Annotated in this window: 17 protein-coding genes; all 17 read left to right on the plus strand. The window is 71.3% G+C overall.

The genetic code is table 11. The annotated features are described in order from the left end of the window. The first annotated feature begins 80 nt into the window (after positions 1-80). Positions 81-764: a phosphatidylinositol phosphate synthase gene (gene pgsA, locus B0I32_RS37635; RefSeq protein ID WP_245956262.1), complete on the plus strand. Its 684-nt coding sequence runs from the start codon at positions 81-83 to the stop codon at positions 762-764. Then, positions 761-1684, plus strand: coding sequence for a phosphatidylinositol mannoside acyltransferase (locus B0I32_RS37640; RefSeq protein WP_106247885.1), 924 nt, complete (start codon positions 761-763; stop codon positions 1682-1684). Before pgsA ends, B0I32_RS37640 begins: the two co-directional genes overlap by 4 nt. After that, the gene (locus B0I32_RS37645) at positions 1681-2811 is read left to right on the plus strand and encodes a glycosyltransferase family 4 protein (RefSeq protein WP_106247887.1); all 1131 of its coding nucleotides are present in this window, start codon (positions 1681-1683) and stop codon (positions 2809-2811) included. The genes B0I32_RS37640 and B0I32_RS37645 overlap by 4 nt, the downstream gene beginning before the upstream one ends. 40 nt (positions 2812-2851) lie before the next feature. Then, positions 2852-3394, plus strand: a complete 543-nt coding sequence (locus B0I32_RS37650) for a hypothetical protein (RefSeq protein WP_106247888.1) — start codon at positions 2852-2854, stop codon at positions 3392-3394. A 62-nt stretch (positions 3395-3456) separates the two neighbouring features. Beyond that, complete coding sequence (locus tag B0I32_RS37655; RefSeq protein WP_245956263.1) at positions 3457-4473, plus strand: DUF3048 domain-containing protein; 1017 nt, start codon at positions 3457-3459, stop codon at positions 4471-4473. 117 nt (positions 4474-4590) lie between these two features. After that, complete coding sequence (gene pdxS, locus B0I32_RS37660; protein ID WP_106247892.1) at positions 4591-5517, plus strand: pyridoxal 5'-phosphate synthase lyase subunit PdxS; 927 nt, start codon at positions 4591-4593, stop codon at positions 5515-5517. Positions 5518-5756: 239 nt separating this feature from the next. Then, positions 5757-7442, plus strand: a complete 1686-nt coding sequence (locus tag B0I32_RS37665; protein WP_106247893.1) for an alkaline phosphatase D family protein — start codon at positions 5757-5759, stop codon at positions 7440-7442. 71 nt (positions 7443-7513) lie between these two features. Next, the gene (locus B0I32_RS37670) at positions 7514-8029 is read left to right on the plus strand and encodes a MarR family winged helix-turn-helix transcriptional regulator (RefSeq protein ID WP_106247895.1); all 516 of its coding nucleotides are present in this window, start codon (positions 7514-7516) and stop codon (positions 8027-8029) included. Positions 8030-8159: 130 nt separating this feature from the next. Further along, a complete protein-coding gene (gene pdxT, locus B0I32_RS37675) occupies positions 8160-8738 on the plus strand; it encodes a pyridoxal 5'-phosphate synthase glutaminase subunit PdxT (RefSeq protein ID WP_106247896.1) in 579 nt (192 codons plus the stop codon). A 3-nt stretch (positions 8739-8741) separates the two neighbouring features. Next, a complete protein-coding gene (locus tag B0I32_RS37680) occupies positions 8742-9491 on the plus strand; it encodes a YebC/PmpR family DNA-binding transcriptional regulator (protein WP_106247898.1) in 750 nt (249 codons plus the stop codon). A gap of 164 nt (positions 9492-9655) precedes the next feature. Continuing rightward, on the plus strand, positions 9656-11473 hold the full coding sequence (locus B0I32_RS37685) for a carbohydrate ABC transporter permease (protein ID WP_106247900.1): 1818 nt from the start codon (positions 9656-9658) through the stop codon (positions 11471-11473). An 11-nt stretch (positions 11474-11484) separates the two neighbouring features. After that, complete coding sequence (locus tag B0I32_RS37690) at positions 11485-12627, plus strand: GNAT family N-acetyltransferase (RefSeq protein WP_245956264.1); 1143 nt, start codon at positions 11485-11487, stop codon at positions 12625-12627. A 113-nt stretch (positions 12628-12740) separates the two neighbouring features. Further along, a complete protein-coding gene (gene ruvC / locus B0I32_RS37695; protein WP_106248033.1) occupies positions 12741-13271 on the plus strand; it encodes a crossover junction endodeoxyribonuclease RuvC in 531 nt (176 codons plus the stop codon). A gap of 454 nt (positions 13272-13725) precedes the next feature. Further along, the gene (gene ruvA / locus B0I32_RS37700; protein WP_106247901.1) at positions 13726-14346 is read left to right on the plus strand and encodes a Holliday junction branch migration protein RuvA; all 621 of its coding nucleotides are present in this window, start codon (positions 13726-13728) and stop codon (positions 14344-14346) included. 1239 nt (positions 14347-15585) lie between these two features. After that, positions 15586-16617 carry a Holliday junction branch migration DNA helicase RuvB gene (gene ruvB, locus B0I32_RS37705; RefSeq protein WP_106247903.1) on the plus strand — a complete coding sequence of 344 codons (1032 nt, stop codon included), beginning with the start codon at positions 15586-15588 and terminating at the stop codon, positions 16615-16617. A gap of 217 nt (positions 16618-16834) precedes the next feature. Continuing rightward, positions 16835-17221 (plus strand): preprotein translocase subunit YajC, encoded by a 387-nt coding sequence (yajC, locus tag B0I32_RS37710; protein ID WP_245956265.1) that lies wholly within the window; start codon positions 16835-16837, stop codon positions 17219-17221. A gap of 43 nt (positions 17222-17264) precedes the next feature. Beyond that, entirely contained in the window at positions 17265-19100 is a 1836-nt protein-coding gene (gene secD / locus B0I32_RS37715; RefSeq protein ID WP_245956266.1) for a protein translocase subunit SecD, read from the plus strand.

Raw genomic sequence — 19100 nt, forward strand, 5'->3', positions numbered from 1 at the left:
ATGGACGCGGTGTGTTCACCAAATACCCGTGTGGCGGATATCACAAGGGGGGCGAGGCAAAGAAAGTCCTTCGGCGCGTCATGGCCTACGATCGGACCGCGATGCTCAAACTCCTGCGCCCGGTCATGACCCGGATACTCACCCCGCTGGGCAGGGCCCTCGTCGGCCGCGGGATCGGCCCCAACGCCGTCACGGCGGTCGGCACCCTCGGCACCGTCGTGTCGGCCCTGCTCTTCTTCCCCCTCGGACTGCTCACCGCGGGGGCACTCGTCATCACCGTCTTCGTGCTGTTCGACCTGCTCGACGGCGTGGTGGCCCGGCTCGGCGGCAAGGGGGGCAGCACGTGGGGAGCCTTCCTCGACTCCACCTTCGACCGGGTCGCCGACGCGGCCATCTTCGCCGGCCTGATCCTCTACTTCATCGCGGCCGACGACGTCCTGATGGCCGCGGTGGGGCTGCTGTGCCTGATCGCGGGGGCCATCGTCTCCTACGCCAAGGCCAGGGCCGAGGGGCTCGGGCTGACGGCCGACGTCGGGCTGGCCGAGCGGCCCGAGCGGCTGGTGGTCGTGCTGGTGGCGGCCTTCCTCGCCGGGCTCGGGGTGCCGTACGTCCTGCCCGCGGGCATGTGGCTGCTCGCGGTGGCCAGCGTGATCACCGTGGGGCAGCGCGTGATGGCGGTGCACCGGCAGACGCGCGACACGCCCGGGCGGCCCGCCGGCGAGGAGAATCAAGAGACGGCCCGGGACGAGATGGGGGAGAGATGAGCGAACGGGTGTCCTTCGGCGACCGGGTGGTGGCCGCCGGGTTCGCGGCCGGATGGAAGCTCGTGCCGCTGCTGCCCGAGCGCCCGACCGCCGCCGTCTTCCGCTTCCTGGCCGACCGCGTCTGGGCCCGGCAGGGCAAGTCCGTACGCAGGCTGGAGTCCAACCTGAGCCGGGTGACCGGCCTCGATCCCGGCAGCAGGGAGCTGCGCGAGCTGGGCCGGGCGGGCATGCGCTCCTACTTCCGCTACTTCCACGAGATCTTCCGGCTGCCGTCGATGCCGCGGGAGGAGGTCGTGCGCCGCACCCACGTCATCGGGGCCGAGCACGTCCACGACAACGTGGCGGCCGGGCGCGGCGTGGTCTTAGCGCTGCCGCACATGGGCAACTGGGACCAGGCGGGGGCGTGGCTGGTGGGCGTGGGTCATCCGTTCACCACCGTGGCCGAGCGGCTCAAGCCCGAGTCGCTGTTCAAGCGGTACGTGGCCTTCCGCGAGGGCCTGGGCATGGAGGTGCTGCCGCTCACCGGCGGCGACGGGCACAACTTCGGCACCCTGGCCACGCGGGTGCGCAAGGGCGGCGTGGTCTGCCTGCCGGCCGAGCGCGACCTGACCAAGAGCGGCGTGGAGGTGCGCTTCTTCGGCGCGGCCACCAAGGTGCCCGCGGGCCCGCCGCTGCTGGCCGTGCAGACGGGCGCGGCGCTCCTGCCCGCCAGCGTCTACTTCGTGGGCGCCGACTGGGGCATCCACATCCACGAGGAGGTGCCCGTCCCCCAGGAGGGCACCAGGCAGGAGAAGGTCGCGGCGGTGGCCCAGCACCTGGCGGACGTGTTCGAGAAGGGCATCTCCGAGCACCCCGAGGACTGGCACATGCTGCAGCGCCTCTGGCTCGACGACCTGCCTCCCGGCCGGGAGCCGCGATGAGGGTCGGCATCGTCTGCCCCTATTCGTGGGACATGCCGGGCGGGGTGAAACAGCACATCGACGACCTGGCCCAGGCGCTCATCGCGCAGGGCCACGAGGTGTCGGTGATCGCGCCGGCGGCCGACGACGACGACCTTCCCCCGTACGTGACGGGGGCGGGCCGGGCGATCCCGGTCCCGTACAACGGGTCGGTGGCCAGGATGTCGTTCGGCTTCCTGTCGGCCGCGCGGGTGCGGCGGTGGGTCCGTACGGGCGAGTTCGACGTGCTGCACATCCACGAGCCGCTGATCCCGAGCCTGGGCGTGCTGGCCTGCTGGGCGGCCAAGGGGCCGATCGTGGCCACGTTCCACGCCTCGTTCACCCGCTCGCGGGCCATCGCGGTGGCCGAGCCGCTGCTGCGCAGCGCCCTGGAGAAGCTCAGCGGGCGCATCGCGGTCTCCGACGCGGCCCGCAAGAGCCTGGTCGAGCAGTTCGGCGGCGACACGGTGCTCATCCCCAACGGCGTCACCGTCTCCCGCTACACCGAGGCCGAGCCGCTCGACGGCTGGGGCCCCGACGGGACCACGCTGGGCTTCCTCGGCCGCATGGACGAGGAGCGCAAGGGCCTGCCGATCCTGCTCGACGCGTTCAACGTGCTGGCGGCGGAGCGGCCGGAGGTGAAGCTGCTGATCGCCGGGCCCGGCGACGCCAAGGACGTCTACGACCGGGTGCGCAAGCCCTTCCACGACCGGGTGACGGTGCTGGGCATGGTGAGCGAGGCGGACAAGATCCGCGCCTACCACTCCGTGGACGTGTTCTGCGCGCCCAACACGCGCGGCGAGAGCTTCGGCATCGTGCTGGCCGAGGCCATGGCGTCGGGGGCGACGGTGCTGGCCAGCGACATCCCCGCCTTCCGCCGGGTGCTGGGGGAGGGGCAGGCGGGCGCGCTGTTCACCAACGGCGATCCCGCCTCGCTGGCCCGCGAGGCCGCCGCCCTGCTCGGCGCGCCCGAGCGCCGGGCCAAGCTGGCGGCCGAGGCGCTGGTGGCGGTCAGGAAGTACGACTGGTCCACGGTGGCGCGCGACGTCGTACGCGTCTACGAGACCGTCACCATGAGCGGCGCGGGCCGGGTGGAGGAAGACCTGTGACGTTCGCCGTGAGCGGTGCCGGGCGGGTGGAGGAAGACCTGTGACATCCACGATGATCGTGCTGATCGTGGGCATCGTCGTCGTGCTCACGGCCGTCTACATCTCCTGGCGGGCGGGCCGGCTCGACCGCCTGCACATCCGGCTGGAGCTGGCCCAGGAGTCCCTGGACGCCGCGCTGATGCGCCGTCGCGCGGTGGTGCTGGAGCTGGCCGGCTCCCGGCTGCTCGACCCGGCCACCTCCCTGGTCCTGGCCGCGGCGGCGCACGAGGCGCGGACGGCCGGTCCCGACGAGCGCGAGCACGCCGAGAGCGACCTGTCGCGGGCCCTGCGCGCCGCGGTGGACCAGGAGCGGTTCAGGGAGAAGCTCTCCGAGGCGCCCGGTGGCCCCGACCTGCTGGAAGAGCTCGACGCGGCGGTGGCCAAGGTGGTCTACTCGCGCCGCTTCTACAACAACGCCGTCGGTGTCACGCGGACGGCGCAGCGCCGCTGGCTCGCCAGGACGCTCCGCCTGGCCGGGCACACCGACTACCCGCAATTCTTCGAGATTGATGACAATCCGCCTGCGACCATGGCAACTGAATGACCTAATTTGGGGAAGCCAGTAAGCTTCATCCCGATTTCGGGCTGAAGCGAGGAGTGTTACAGGTGCGGCTACCCCGGGTGATCACGTTCTGGCTGGCCGGAGCGGCCGTGCTGCTGCCCGTCTCGGCCTGCTCCTCCGACGAGCCCGCCGCGGGTCAGGCGCCGCAGGCCTCCGCGTCGGCCGCGCCCAGCGAGGAGCCCGAGGAGGTCAACGCCCATCCGTTCACCGGCAAGGAGTACGAGAGACTCAGGCCGGTCCTCGCGGTGAAGATCGAGAACACCGCCGCGGGCAAGCCGCAGCTCGGGCTCAAGAGCGCGGACATCGTCTACATCGAGCAGGTCGAGGCGGGGCTGACCCGGCTCATGGCGATCTTCTCCTCGAAGCTGCCCGCCAAGGTGGGCCCGGTGCGCAGCGCCCGCATCTCCGACCTGCACATCGCGCCCCAGTTCGGCAAGCCGGCCTTCTCCTACTCCGGCGCGCAGACCAAGATGCTGCCGTTCATCGCCGAGGCGTCGCTGTTCGACGTGGGCGACACCCGCAACCCCGGCGCGTACTTCCGCCAGCCCGGCCGCTTCGCCCCCTACAACCTCTTCGCCAACACCAAGCAGCTGCTGGCCAAGGCGCCCAAGGCGACCAAGGCCAAGGACATCGGGTTCACCTTCGGCGACCCGCCGGCCGAGGGCGGGGTCGAGCGCAAGTCGTACAGCGTCAAGTGGCCCGCCGCGCGCTTCACCTTCGCCTGGTCGGAGGAGAAGAAGCAGTGGCTGATCTGGCAGGACGGGAAGAAGGACATGGCCGCCGAGGGCGGCCAGCTCGGCGCGCCGACGATCGTGGTGCAGTACACCAAGACCGAGCGCTCGGAGTTCCACGACAAGAACCAGAGCTACACGCCGCTCGTGCACACCACGGGCAAGGGCTCGGCGATCGTGCTGCGCGACGGTAAAGCGTACAAGGCGAAGTGGGAACGGGAATCGGAGGACGGCGGCACGACGTTCACCACACCGAGCGGCGAGCCGATGAACTTCGCCCCCGGCCAGGTCTGGGTGGCGCTCGCCAGCCGCAAGCCCGTCATCCCCTAGCGTCTACCTGTATAGGTACGGCGATAAAACCTGACATCTTGGCATGTCGGGGGAGGGGTCCTCCAGGACCTACGATGGGGTTGAGAACTTACCGAATCGCCGTGAGAGCCCGTGAGGATGACCGTGTCCAGCAGCACGCCAGAAAGCACCCCTGTCACCGGAACCGTCACCGGAACCGCGCGCGTCAAGCGCGGCATGGCCGAGATGCTCAAGGGCGGCGTCATCATGGACGTCGTCACCCCCGAGCAGGCCAAGATCGCCGAAGACGCCGGCGCGGTCGCCGTCATGGCCCTGGAGCGCGTGCCCGCCGACATCCGCGCCCAGGGCGGCGTGTCCAGGATGAGCGACCCCGACATGATCGACGGCATCATCGCCGCCGTGTCGATCCCCGTCATGGCCAAGGCCCGCATCGGCCACTTCGTCGAGGCCAGGGTGCTGCAGGCGCTCGGCGTCGACTACGTGGACGAGTCCGAGGTGCTCACCCCGGCCGACTACGCCAACCACATCGACAAGTGGCAGTTCACCGTGCCCTTCGTGTGCGGGGCCACCAACCTGGGCGAGGCGCTGCGCCGCATCACCGAGGGCGCGGCCATGATCCGCTCCAAGGGCGAGGCCGGCACCGGCGACGTCTCCAACGCCGTCACGCACATGCGCACGATCCGGGCCGAGATCAAGCGCCTGACCTCGCTGCCTGAGGACGAGCTCTACGTCGCCGCCAAGGAGCTGCAGGCCCCCTACGAGCTGGTCGCCGAGGTCGCGCGGACCGGCAAGCTGCCGGTCGTGCTGTTCACCGCCGGCGGCATCGCCACCCCGGCCGACGCGGCGATGATGATGCAGCTCGGCGCCGAGGGCGTCTTCGTGGGCTCGGGCATCTTCAAGTCGGGCGACCCGGCCAAGCGCGCCGCGGCCATCGTCAAGGCCACCACGTTCTACGACGACCCCGACGTCATCGCCAAGGTCTCCCGCGGCCTGGGCGAGGCCATGGTCGGCATCAACGTCGACGAGATCCCGCAGCCGCACCGGCTGGCCGAGCGCGGCTGGTGACATCGGGCGCGTCGGTGCAGGTCACAGGCTCGCGCGCGTGAGACGATCACCTACGGCAGGCCGGGAGCCCGATGACCCGGCCTGGCGGGGGCGCTACACCTGACGGCGATTTTCGCCGGAGAAGGCGGCATCCGCGAAGGATGTCGCCTTTTTCGTGTTGTGTGGTGTTCACCGCGTAGTCATGATCTTCGGTCAGGCTACGGGGCGTCCCCTCACCCGAGATCGTCCAGGAGCGCCGCATGTCACTCAACCGCCGGCATTTCCTCGTCACCGGTTTAGGAGCAGGCGCCGCCGCGGCCGTCCCGGCCGCCGCCGCGCACGCCGAACCGGAACCCGACCCCGCCGCCGAGACGGCCCAGAGCCTGGCCTCGCGCGGGCTGCGTACCGACCCGTTCACCCTCGGCGTCGCCTGCGGCGACCCCGACCACGAGGGCTTCGTGCTGTGGACCAGGCTCGCCCAGCAGCCGATGGCCGAGGACGGGCTCGGCGGCATGCCCGGACGACCCTTCCCCGTGCAGTGGCAGGTGTACGCCGACGAGCGCGCCCGCCGCGTCGTGCGCGCCGGGGTGAGCGTCGCCACGCCCGAATGGGGGCACAGCGTGCACGTCGAGGTCTCGGGGCTGAGGCCGGACCGCGAGTACTGGTACCGCTTCCGCGTCGGCCCCTACGTCTCGCCGCTCGGCCGCGCCCGCACCGCGCCGCACCCGCTCTCGTACGGCGGTGCCCTGAGCATGGCCTTCGTCTCGTGCGCCCAGTACGAGCACGGCTACTTCACCAGCTACCGCCACCTGGCCGCCGAGCGCCCCGATTTGATCCTGCACCTGGGCGACTACCAGTACGAGTACACCCGCGACACCTACACCATCCCCGGCGGCAACGTCCGCCACCACGAGGGCCCCGAGACCGAGACGCTGGCGAACTACCGCCAGCGCCACGCCCAGTACAAGGCCGACCCCGACCTCCAGGCCGCGCACGCCGCCGCACCGTGGTTGGTGGTCTGGGACGACCACGAGCTGGACAACAACTGGGCCGGCGAGGTGCCCGAGAAGCCGGAGGTCCCCCAGCCGGGCTTCCTGAGCAGGCGCGAGGCCGCCTTCCGCGCGTACTACGAGAACATGCCGCTGCGCCGCGCCTCGATCCCGCGCGGCATCGACATGCAGCTCTACCGGCGGGTCAGGTGGGGCAGGATGGCCACGTTCCACATGCTCGACACCCGCCAGTACCGCGACGACCAGGGCTGCGGCGACGGCTACCGCGACTGCCCCGCCGCCGCCGACCCGGCCCGCTCTATCACGGGCGCGGCGCAGGAGGAGTGGCTGCTGGACGGCTTCCGCGCCTCCCGCGCCCAGTGGGACATCCTGGGCCAGCAGGTCTTCTTCGCCCAGCGCGACAACAACGCCGGCCCCGCCAAGGTCACCTCCATGGACGCCTGGGACGGCTACGTCGCCTCACGGCGGCGCATCACGCAGGGGTGGATGGACGCTCAGGTGCGCAACCCCGTGGTGCTCACCGGCGACGTGCACGCGCACTGGGCCAGTGACCTCAAGCTCGACTACGACGACCCGACCGGGCCGTCGGTGGGCTCGGAGCTGGTGGCCAGCTCGATCTCGACGGGCGGTGACGGGGCCGACTCCGACCCGGCGCAGCACCCGTTCCTGGCCATCAACCCGCATCTGAAGTTCTACAACAACCAGCGCGGGTACGTGCTGACGACGATCGAGCGCGACCAGCTGGCGGCCGACTTCAAGGTCGTGCCGCAGGTCCGCACGCCGGGCGCCGACGTCCACACCCGGGCCACGTACGTCATCGAGGACCGCGTGCCCGGGGTGCAGCAGACGTACCTGCGCCCGCTCGACCCGGCGCTGCGGCTCGGACGGCGGATCACGGCGGAGGAGACGGTCCGGCTGGAGACCGAGCGGCCGTAGCCTTGCCGTACCCGCGTCGCGCCTTCTTCCGGCGGTCCGGCGCGGAAGGTTAGCCGGGCTAAGTTGGTGGCATGAGAGACGATCTCACCGAGCTGGCCGGCCACGTCTCCACGGTGCTGCGCCACCTGGTCCTCCTGCTGCGGCGCACCGTCGCCGGCCAGCCCGTCACCAGCCAGCAGTACGGCGTCATGGGTTCGCTCGAATCCGGCCCGCGCCGCATGACCGGGCTGGCCGAGGAGCACGGCGTCCAACTGCCCACCATGACCGTGCAGATCAACCGGCTGGAGGAGGCCGGCCTGGTCAGCCGGAGCGCCGACCCCGCCGACGCGCGCGTCAGGACGGTCGAGCTCACCGAGGAGGGCCGGGAGCGGCTGCGCGCCGTCCGCCAGGCCAGGATCGGCCGGCTCGCGCGTGAACTGGAGGCGCTCACGGAGGAGGAGCGCGCCACCCTCGCGGCCGCCCTGCCCGTCCTGGCCAAACTCGGCCGCAAGGAGTCGCCCTGCCCGTCCTGGCCAAACTCGGCCGCAAGGAGTCGCCCCGTCCGTGACCGGCCCTTGCACGGCCGCAAGGAGTCGCCCCGTCCGTGACCGGCCCTCGCGCGGCCGCAAGGAGGAGCCCCGCCCAATACGGCCCTCGCGCGGCCGCCCCCTGCCGGAAGATGTCGGGCCGTCCTGGTGTTGAATTGTCGGAACCCGTACCCGGACGGAAGGATCGACTGTGCCCACGATCGGTGTACTCGCCCTCCAGGGGGACGTGCGGGAGCATGCGCGCATGCTCCAGGAGGCCGGCGCGACGGCCGTGGCCGTGCGCCGCCCCGCCGAGCTGGACGCGGTCGACGGCCTGGTCATCCCCGGCGGCGAGTCGACCACGATGTGGAAGCTCGCCGAGACGTTCGACCTGCTCGACCCGCTGCGGATGCGCATCAAGGAGGGCCTGCCCGCCTACGGCTCCTGCGCCGGCATGATCATGCTGGCCGACAGGATCGAGGACGGCGTCGCCGGCCAGCAGACCATCGGCGGCATCGACATGGTGGTCAGGCGCAACGCGTTCGGCCGTCAGGTCGACTCCTTCGAGTCCGACCTGACCTTCGCCGGGCAGCGCGTGCACGCCGTCTTCATCCGCGCGCCCTGGGTCGAATCCGTCGGCGCGGACGTCGATGTGCTGGGCAGGGCCGAGCCTGGGGATAGGATCGTCGCGGTCCGTCAAGGGCCGTTGCTCGCGACGTCGTTCCATCCCGAGCTCACCGGGGACGTCAGCGTGCACCGTTACTTCGTAGACATGGTGAGGGAGCTCTAGGTAATGTCCGGCCACTCCAAATGGGCGACGACGAAGCACAAGAAGGCCGCGCTCGACGCCAAGCGCGGCAAGCTGTTCGCCAAGCTCATCAAGAACATCGAAGTGGCGGCCCGGACCGGTGGCCCTGACCCGGACGCCAACCCCACCCTCTTCGACGCCATCTTCAAGGCCAAGAAGAACTCCGTGCCCAACGACAACATCGAGCGGGCGCGCAAGCGCGGGGGCGGCCTGGAGGCCGGCGGCGCCGACTGGCAGACCATCATGTACGAGGGCTACGCGCCCGGCGGCGTCGCGGTGCTCATCGAGTGCCTCACCGACAACCGCAACCGCGCGGCCTCCGAGGTGCGCGTCGCGCTCACCCGCAACGGCGGCTCGCTGGCCGACCCCGGGTCCGTGTCCTACATGTTCAACCGCAAGGGCGTCGTGATCGTGCCCAAGGACGGTCTCGACGAGGACACCGTGCTGATGGCCGTGCTGGAGGCGGGCGCCGAGGAGGTCAACGACCTCGGCGACACCTTCGAGGTCGTCTCCGAGGCCGGCGACCTGGTCCCGGTCCGCAAGGCGCTCCAGGACGCCGGGATCGACTACGACTCGGCCGAGTCCAGCTTCCTGCCGACGATGAGCGTGCCGCTCGACGAGGAGGGCGCCAAGAAGGTGTTCCGCCTCATCGACGCGCTGGAGGACAGCGACGACGTGCAGAACGTCTTCGCCAACTTCGACGTCTCCGACGAGGTTCTCGCCGCGCTCGACTGACCGTTCCCCGGCGCGTGCGTGCGCCTGTGCGTTCGGGCAGGTCCGGGCCGCTTTTCGAACGCCGGTCCGACGTGCGGGGTGCGGACCGCCGCCTGAGAGCCGGTAGTCCCCGGCCGGTCTGTCGGGCGTGCGTGCCGAGCCGGGGCGAAGTAGGGTCGGGCGACGTGACTTCCCCCAACCCGCCCCGGCCGAACCTGTCGGCGCTCGGCTGGCTGCTCGCCGTGCCCGCGCTGCTCGGCGCCCTCATCACGCTGGTCCTGCCGACCGTCCAGACGCTCTGGCTCAGCTTCCAGAGCGGCGGCGTCATGCGGGAGAGCGCCTACGCGGGGACGGCCAACTACGCGGACCTGCTCGGCGACGGCGCGTTCTGGCGGGCGCTGGGCTTCACGCTCTCGCTCACCCTGCTCCCGCTGCTGGTCGCCGTGGTGGTGGCGCCGCTGCTGGCGCTGGCGCTCGACCGGGCCGGCGCCTGGCCGAGGCGGGCGGGACGGGTCGTGCTCTCGCTGGCCGTGGTCACGTTCTCGCCGGTCGCCGTCGCGGGCGCGTGGACGCGCGGGCTGAGCCCGGAGTCGTCCGGCCTGACCGCGCTGGCCCAGGGGCTGCGCGAGCCCGGCACCGCGCCGTGGACGCTGCGGCTCATCGTCGCCGCCGGCACGTTCGGCATCGTGTGCGCGCTGGCCGTGCTCGCCTACCTGCCCGCTCTGCGCGGTGGTTCCGCCGTGCCCGCGACGCTCGCCGTGGCCGCGCTCGTCCTCCTGGCCACCGTCGCCACCGGCGTCCAGACGTTCTCCATCGGCATGGTGCTCACGCGCGGAGGCCCTCAGCACGCCACAGAGACGCTGGCGGGCCTGCAGTACGACTACGCCTTCAGAATGGCCCGGTTCGGCCCTGGCGCGGCCGTGGCGGCCCTCTCAGGGGTGATCCTCGGCGTGCTGGGCGTCGTCGCCACGCTCGTCGCGGTGCTCTCCCGGCTGCGCATCACGCTGACGCCCCGCCTCAAGCCGGCTCAGGGCGCACCTGAGCTGAAGGGCGGACCCGTACCTCATGACCCGTTCGAGACTCCGGGCGGGCCCGTACCCCACGGCGAGGCCGCACCTTACGGAGGCGCGCAGGCACCGCAGGGCGTACCCGCGTTTCACGGATCGCCGGCGGCGCCGGGCGGGGCGTACGGCGCGGGCACCGGCTCACCGGCCGCTCCCGGCGGGGCGTACGGCGCGGCCGTCGGCCGGCGGACGGCCGGGACCGGATGGGTGGCGGCCGGCGTGGTCGCGCTGCTGATCTTCGCCGCGGCCTGGGTGCTGCTCTCCTGGCCCTGGATCGACGGCGTGCTCGCCACCCCGTCCGCACCCGCCTCGACCCTGCGGACCCACGTCAACACCTGGGTGCCCGCCCTGGCCGGAGCCCTGGTCTCGGTGGGGGTGGCCTACCTCGCCGCGCTCGGCATCGGCGGCCTGCGCCCGCTCGGCCGGGGCAGCGAGTGGCTGCTGCTGGCGTTCGCCCCCTGGTTGTTCGTCGGCCCGGGCCCGCTCGGCGTCGCCAACTGGCAGAACGCCCGCAACCTCGGCCTCATCGACTCCTTCCCCGCCCTCGTCCCGCCGCTGCTGGTGAGCGTGCCCGCCCTGCTCGTGCTCACCCTGCTGTGCAAGGGGCTGTCCGAGCGCTCGGGCGGCGACTTCTTCGGCGGCGTGCTGCTGCCCTCGCTCCCCATGGCGGGCATCCTGGCCGGCGCCGTCACCCTCGTGAACGCCCACGACCTCAGCTGGCCGCTCCTCGTCGCGCAGCAGGCGGACGTCCACACCACGCCGGTCAGCCAGGTGACCAGGCTCGGCTCCTTTGCCGGAGGCACGCCCGACATCGGCGCCGCCACGCCGCTGCTCGTGGTCGCCGTCGCGCTCGCCGCCCTCGTGGCCGCGCAACTCCTCTACCTCGACCGGCTCGCCGTCACGACTAATGGTTCGCCGGTACGTACGGACGCTGCGTAAGTTGGCTCATTGTGGAGATTCGCAACATTACGCCCGAAGACTTCGACGACGTCCTCGACGTCCGCAGGCGCTCGTTCGGCCCCGTGCCCGCCGCAGACAGGGAGAAGTGGCGCCAGGCCGCGCTCGTGACGGTGGCCGAGGGCCGCTACCTGGGCGCGTTCGACGGCTCGCGGCTGGCCGCCGCGGCGCGGCTGCGCCGGTTCACGCAGTGGTGGCACGGCCGGCCGCAGGCCATGGCCGGGGTCGCCGGGGTCACCGTCAACCCCGAGGACCGCGGGCGGGGCGTCGGCACGCGGATCATGCGGGCCGTCATGGACCGCGCGGTGGAGCTGGGTGACGCGGTCTCCGCGCTCTACCCGGCCACCACGCCCATCTACCGGGGCATCGGCTACGAACACGCGGGAGCCAGGCGGACCGTCAGGCTCCCCGCCGAGTCGCTGCGCAGGATCCGCCCGTCCGGCCCGGTCAAGCTGCGCAGGATGGGGCCGGGCGACGGCGGCGAGGTCGTCTCCGTACTGCACCGCGCCCACGCCGCCGCCCGCTCCAGCGGCCCGATCTCCTACGACGAGCACACGTGGAACCTGTGGCTGGCCGACGAGGACGACTTCCTCTACCTCGCCGACGACGGCTACGCGATCTACCGATGGAAGGGCGGCGACATCGAGGTCGAGAACCTCGTCGCCGCCTCGCCCGACACCCTGCGGGCCCTGTGGTCGATGGTCGGCAGCGCGTCCTCGGTCGCCCGTGACATCGTCGCGACCGTGGCGCCCGACGACCCGGTGCTGTGGCTGCTGCCCGACCGGACGAAGGAGCAGGTCACGGAGACGCGGTGGATGTTCAGGGTGCTGGACGTGGCGGCGGCGGTCGGGCGCAGGGGCTACCCGGCGCACGCGGCCTGCGACGCCGTCGTCACCGTGGACGACCCGACGCGGGGCGGGGGCACGTGGCGGCTGGACATCTCCGGCGGATCCGGCACGGCCACACCGGCCGAGGGTCCCGGCGTCACGCTTTCAGTGAACGGATTCTCCGCCCTGTACGCCGGCATCCCGCCGTACACGCTGCGCCTCAGCGGTCTCATGTCCGGAGATGACCGCCATGACCAGGCACTCGAAGCGGCCTTCGCCGCCCGGCCGTACATGCTCGACTACTTCTGACGCGCGCGTTTCCCCGCTGACCGCGTGTTTCCCGATGCGCCCGCGCGCCCGCCGGAGTAAAGTCTCCTGCCGAACAGGTGTTCTGGTCCCCGGTCTTTCTTGGAGGCATGCCGGTGCGGGTGATGGGCGTCGACCCGGGGCTGACCCGGTGCGGTCTCGGGGCCGTCGAAGGGCGCCCGGGCGCGCCCCTGGCCCTGGTGGCCGTCGGGGTGGTCCGCACCGGGGCCGACGAGGACCTCGGGTCCAGGCTCGTCGGCATCGAGGCGGGGATCGAGCGCTGGCTCGACGACGTACGCCCCGACGCGGTTGCGGTCGAGCGCGTCTTCAGCCAGCACAACGTCCGGACCGTGATGGGCACCGCCCAGGCCGCCGGCATCGCCGTCCTCTGCGCGGCCCGGCGCGGCCTGCCCGTGGCGCTGCACACGCCGTCCGAGGTCAAGGCCGCCATCACGGGCAGCGGCACGGCCGACAAGAAACAGATCGGCGCCATGGTCACCCGGCTGCTGCGGCTCACCGAGATCCCCAAGCCCGCCGACGCCGCCGACGCCCTCGCCCTCGCCATCTGCCACGTCTGGCGCGGCGGCGCCCAGCACCGCCTCGCCGAAGCCGTCGCCCGCGCCACCCGCCAATCCCCGCGCCGATGATCGGGGATCCGAAGCCGAGGGCCGCACATCCGCCTGCACTTCGGCCTTCGCCCCGAGCCGTACATTCGGCTCCACCCCGGACCTCGGACCGGACCGCGCACCGGGACTTCGGAGCGGACCGTGCACCCGGACCTCGGACCGATCCCTCGTACTGGACCTGTACCGGGGACCTCGAACCGGGACCTCGAACCGGGCCTTATACGAACTCCGTACAGGCCTTACATCCGGCTTCACCAGTCACAACGTGGCCGCCGTCGGCTCCGCTCTCAGCGATCCGCCGGGGGATGTGGCGTGCCTGGAGCGCGATCCGTGGTGAGATGTGGGAACCGGTCGTGGAGGTCCGCGGGCCGAGGTGGCGGCGTGCTGCCGCCCGAGTCCGGAGCGCGGCGCGCGCTCCGGCGCGAGCCGGTGACGGGAGTCGTTACGTGGCGACGTGGATGACGGGAGGCAGGGCGTGATCGCGTCAGTGGCGGGCAAGGTGACGGCGATAGCGCCCGACGGAGCCGTGATCGAGGTCGGAGGGGTCGGCATCCTGACCCACTGCACCCCGGGCACCCTCGCCACCCTCCGCCTGGGCGAGGGGGCGCGCCTGGCCACGTCGCTGGTGGTGCGCGAGGAGTCACTCACCCTGTACGGCTTCTCCACCGACGACGAGCGGGCCGTCTTCGAACTGCTGCAGACCGCCAGCGGCGTGGGGCCCAAGCTGGCCCTGGCCATGCTCGCCGTCCACACGCCCAACGCGCTGCGGGTCGCCGTGGCCACCGCCGATCTCAAAGCACTTACCCAGGTGCCGGGAATCGGGCAGAAGGGGGCCCAGCGGATCGTGCTGGAGCTCAAGGACCGGCTCGGCACACCCGAGGAGGCCGTCAACGCCGCCATCAACGGAGAGCGCAAGGTGGCGGTCTGGCGCGAGCAGGTCCACTCCGGCCTGGTGGGGCTGGGCTACTCCAGCAAGGACGCCGACGAGGCCATCGCAGCCGTAGAACCCGACGCCGACGCCGACCTGGCCGCCGGCCGCCAACCCCAGATAGCCGCCCTCCTGAAGTCCGCCCTACGCTCCCTGAGCATCCGATGACCCCCACCCCACCAGCCACCTTCACCGGCCAAGCCACCGTGGGTGACCAAGCCACCTCCACCGGCCAAGCCACCTTCGCTGGGCGAGCCACCTTCGCTGGGCGAGCCACCTTCGCTGGGCGAGCCACCTTCGCTGGGCGAGCCGCCTCCAGCGGACGAGCCACGCCTACTGGGCGACTCACTGCCACGCGGCGAACCACGCCCACGGGACGAGTCTCCGCCATCTTGCGATTCGCCCCCACTGGGCAAGTAGCTGACACAGGGCAAGCCGTTTCCATGGGGTGCGTCACTGCCGCTGAGCTGGCCACTTTCACCGGGCGAGTCCGTGCCAGCGGGAAAGTCCTGCTGGACGGGCAGACTACCGCCGCACGGCGAGCCACTCTCACGGGGCGCATGCACCTCACCGACCCAGCCAGCACCATCAGACGAGCCGCTTCTCCCACTGGGCGAGCCACGACTACGGGGTCCACCGCCGCCACGGAGCGAGTCACTGCCATCGGGCGTGCCGCCTCCGCCAGGCGAGTCATCGCGAGTGGACGAGCCGTCCTCGGCGGGCAGGTCGCTGCCACCGGCCAAGCCGTTTCCATCGGGGAAGTCGCCGCCGCTGACCTGGCCGCCTTCACTGGGCAATTCAGTGCCATCAGACGAGTTGCTTCTTCGAAGGGGCGAGCCACCCTCATCGGGCGAGATGCCGCCTCGGGGCGAGCCACTCCCGTTGGGCGAGCCGCGGCAAGTGGGCGAGTCACGCCTGTCGGGCGTGTTGCCGCCGCAGGGCCGGCCAGCTTCACCGGGCGAGTCGGCGCCATCCGGCGAGCCATTCCAGCCGGGCGAGTTGCCGTCGCTGGACCGGCTACCTTCGCTGGGCGAGCAAGCGCTGTCCGGCGAGCCACTTCTTCCACTGGACCAGCCCTTCTCGTCGGGCGAGCCGGCTCCGGTCGGCGTGCTGGCTCCGTGGGACGGGTCGTCTTCACCGAGCGAGTCGTCTTCGGTCGGCGCGCCGGTTCTACAGGGTGCGTCAGTCCCGTCGGGCGAGACGTGGCTCCCCGGCGGCCAGCCGCCGCTGGGAGAGGCGCACGTGCCGGGATGGCGCCCATCGTCGGGATGGCACCCGTATGCGCTGATCACCACCGCACCGCCCCCGTCAGCGGCACGCCTGCCGTCAGTCGGATCGGCTGGAGCGCCGGCGTGAGCGCCGTGTGTGCCGAGGGTGGGCTCGAGCGGGAGGGGAGGGTAGGCCGGGATGGACTTTGAGAGGGAGATCCTGTCGCCGGCGGCCGGAGGCGACGAGTTGCAGATCGAGGCCGCGCTGCGGCCCAAGCGCCTGAGTGAGTTCATCGGGCAGGGCCGGGTGCGGGAGCAGCTGTCTCTCGTGCTGGAAAGCGCCGTGCGCCGGGAGAGCCCGCCCGACCACGTGCTCATGAGCGGCGCCCCGGGCCTGGGCAAGACCACGCTGGCCATGATCATCGCGGCCGAGCTGAACGCGCCGCTGCGGATCACCTCGGGGCCCGCGCTCGAACGGGCGGGGGACCTCGCGGCGATCCTGTCCACGCTGACCGAGGGCGAGGTGCTGTTCATCGACGAGATCCACCGGATGGCCAGGCCCGCCGAGGAGATGCTCTACCTGGCCATGGAGGACTTCCGGGTGGACATCGTGGTCGGCAAGGGCCCGGGGGCGACCGCCATCCCGCTGGAGATCGCGCCCTTCACGCTGGTCGGCGCCACCACCAGAGCGGGGCTGCTGCCGGCGCCGCTGCGGGACCGGTTCGGCTTCACCGCCCACATGGACTTCTACGAGGCGTCCGAGCTGGAGCAGGTGCTGCGCCGCTCGGCCAAGCTGCTCGGCGTCGTGCTCCCCGACGAGGCCGCGCACGAGATCGCCAGGCGTTCGCGCGGCACGCCCCGCATCGCCAACCGGCTCCTGCGCCGGGTGCGTGACTTCGCGGACGTACGGGCGGACGGCGTCATCGACCGCGACGTGGCCTCGGCGGCGCTCAACCTGTACGAGGTCGACGCCGAAGGGCTCGACCGGCTCGACCGGGCGGTGCTCGGCGTGCTGCTGCGCAAGTTCGGCGGCGGGCCGGTGGGGCTGAGCACGCTGGCGGTGGCCGTGGGGGAGGAGCCGGAGACGGTCGAGGTCGTGGCCGAGCCGTTCCTCGTCCGGCAAGGTCTGCTGGCCAGGACGCCGCGCGGCCGGGTCGCCACCGCGGCGGCCTGGACTCATCTCGGGATGACACCACCACCCGACGCGTTCGGAGCTACGCTTTTCGACTGATTACAGAACGGTTGCAACCGTTTCAAATTGGGAACTTCCCCGCGCGCCGAAACGCTGCCTCGTTGCCGCGTTTCGCAACAAGCGCCTACACTCCGTGGCTTGGCTGGCTGTGTAGGCTGACGGGCTGAGCGGCGCGGCCCGAAGCAACGCACGGAATTTCCGGCGCGAGGCCGGTGTCAACTTCTTGTACGACAATGGAAGGTCGCCCCTTATGGACATGGGACAACTCGGAAGCATCCTGCCGCTGATTCTTCTGGTGGTGGTGTTCTACTTCCTGCTGATCCGCCCCCAGCGCAAGCGGCAGCAAGAGGCGGTCCAGATGCAGAACTCGCTGACTCCGGGCGCGCGGGTCATGACCACGACCGGGCTGTTCGGCACGGTCGTCACGGTGGACAATGAGGACGTCGTCCTCGAAGTCGCGCCGGGGATCGAGACCCGTTGGGTGAAGGCGGCCATCGGCCGCGTCGTCGCTCCCGGCGACGCCCCGGCCGGCGAGGACGAGCCGGTCGCGCAGGAGACCGGGCTCGACGAGGAGGGCAAGAAGGAGTCCGAGGCCACCGTGGAGCGCAACGGCGACCAGGACTCCAGTACGAAGCAGTCCTGACTAAGCTCTGCGACAAACCCCTATCTGAAAGAACTGACGACCAGTGGCCCGACCGACCAGCCGCCACAGCCGACCGGGGCGTACGCTCCTGGTGCTGCTGGCGCTCATCCTCGCCCTGGGCGGGACGATGTTCCTGCAGCAGGCGTTCACGCCCAAGCTGGGACTCGACCTCGCCGGCGGTACGACGGTGACTCTGTCGCCCGTGACCCTGAACAACGCGTCGCCGCCCGAGGAGATCCTCGATCGCGCGGTCAACATCATTCGCGATCGGGTCAACGGCACCGGAATCTCCGACGCAGAGGTCGCCAAGTCCGGCGACAACATCATCATCTCCATTCCGGGCGTGGGTCAGAACGAGGCCGTCAAACTGGTCGCGACCACCGCGGAACTGCGCTTCCGTCAGGTGCTCGCCGTTGCGGCCACGCAGCTTCCGCAGGAGCTGGCCACCAACGCGCCGACGCCGAGCGCCTCGTCCTCGGCCAGCCCGTCGGCCCAGCCCACCGGCTCCCAGCCGGCCGGGAAGCCGTCCAGCTCGCAGTCGGCATCGACACCCAGCGCCTCTCCCACAGGGAGGGCGCTGTCTTCGGCTCTGACCGCCCCTTCGCCCGCGACCTCGTCCTCGGCCCAGCCGTCCGCGCAGAGTTCCGCGCAGCCGTCGGCTGAGCCGACGGGCACGCAGAACGGGCAGAAGCAGGACAGGAAGGGCCAGGACAGCAAGCCGACGGCCAGCCCGACCGGCCAGACCGGCACGCCGCCGCCCCAAGACCCCAACGCCTCCGGCATCGACCCGTCCGGCATCGACCCGGCGGTGCTGGCGCAGTTCAACAAGCTCGACTGCGCCGACCCGAAGAACCGCGGCCAGGGCGTCCAGGACGACCCGAACAAGCAGTTCGCCGGCTGTGAGGCCGACGGCGCCTACAAGTACGTCCTCGACATCGCCAAGGTCGTCGGCACCGACATCGACACGGCCTCCGCGGGCGTCCGCCAGGGCACCACCGAGTGGGTCGTCCAGCTCGACTTCAAGAGCAAGGGCGCGGGCGAGTGGGGCAAGCTCACCACCACCGCGTTCAACTCGCCCGAGCCGCGCAACCAGGTCGCGGTCGTGCTCGACGGCGTGGTCATCACCGCGCCGGTCATCCAGGGCCCGATCCCCGGCGGCCGGGCCGAGATCACCGGCGGCTTCAACCAGGCGAGCGCCACCACCCTGGCCGACCAGCTCAAGTACGGCGCGCTGCCGCTGAAGTTCAACCGCAGCTCGATCGACACGGTCTCCTCGACCCTCGGTCAGGACCAGCTCGAGGGCGGCCTGGTCGCGGGCCTCATCGGTCTCGGGCTCGTGGTCGTCTACTGCCTGCTCTACTACCGGGGCCTGGGCATCGTGGCGGTGCTGAGTCTCGTGGTCGCCACGGTCATCACGTACACGTCGGTGGTCGTGCTCGGGCACAATGCCGGCTTCCGGCTCTCGCTGCCGCACATCATCGGCCTGGTGGTCTCGATCGGCATCACCGCCGACTCCTTCATCGTGTACTTCGAACGCATACGTGATGAGATGAAGGAGGGCAGGCGGACGCTCCGGGCGGCCGTCGAGGTGGCCTGGGTCCGTGCCCGGCGCACGATCCTGATCGCCGACGCCGTCATGTTCATCGCCGCGATCGTGCTGTACTTCCTGGCGGTGGGCGGTGTGGCCGGGTTCGCGTTCGCGATGGGCCTGACCACGCTGATCGACATCGTGGTGGTGTTCCTGTTCACCAAGCCGTTCATCGCCCTGCTGGCCAAGGTGAAGTTCTTCGCCAAGGGGCACCCGCTGTCCGGGCTCGACGCCGAGCGCATGAGCGAGGCGGGCTCGACCGGCCGCACGACCACTCCGCAGGAGGCCTGA

Source organism: Nonomuraea fuscirosea (assembly GCF_003001935.1).
Taxonomy (GTDB): Bacteria; Actinomycetota; Actinomycetes; order Streptosporangiales; family Streptosporangiaceae; genus Nonomuraea; species Nonomuraea fuscirosea.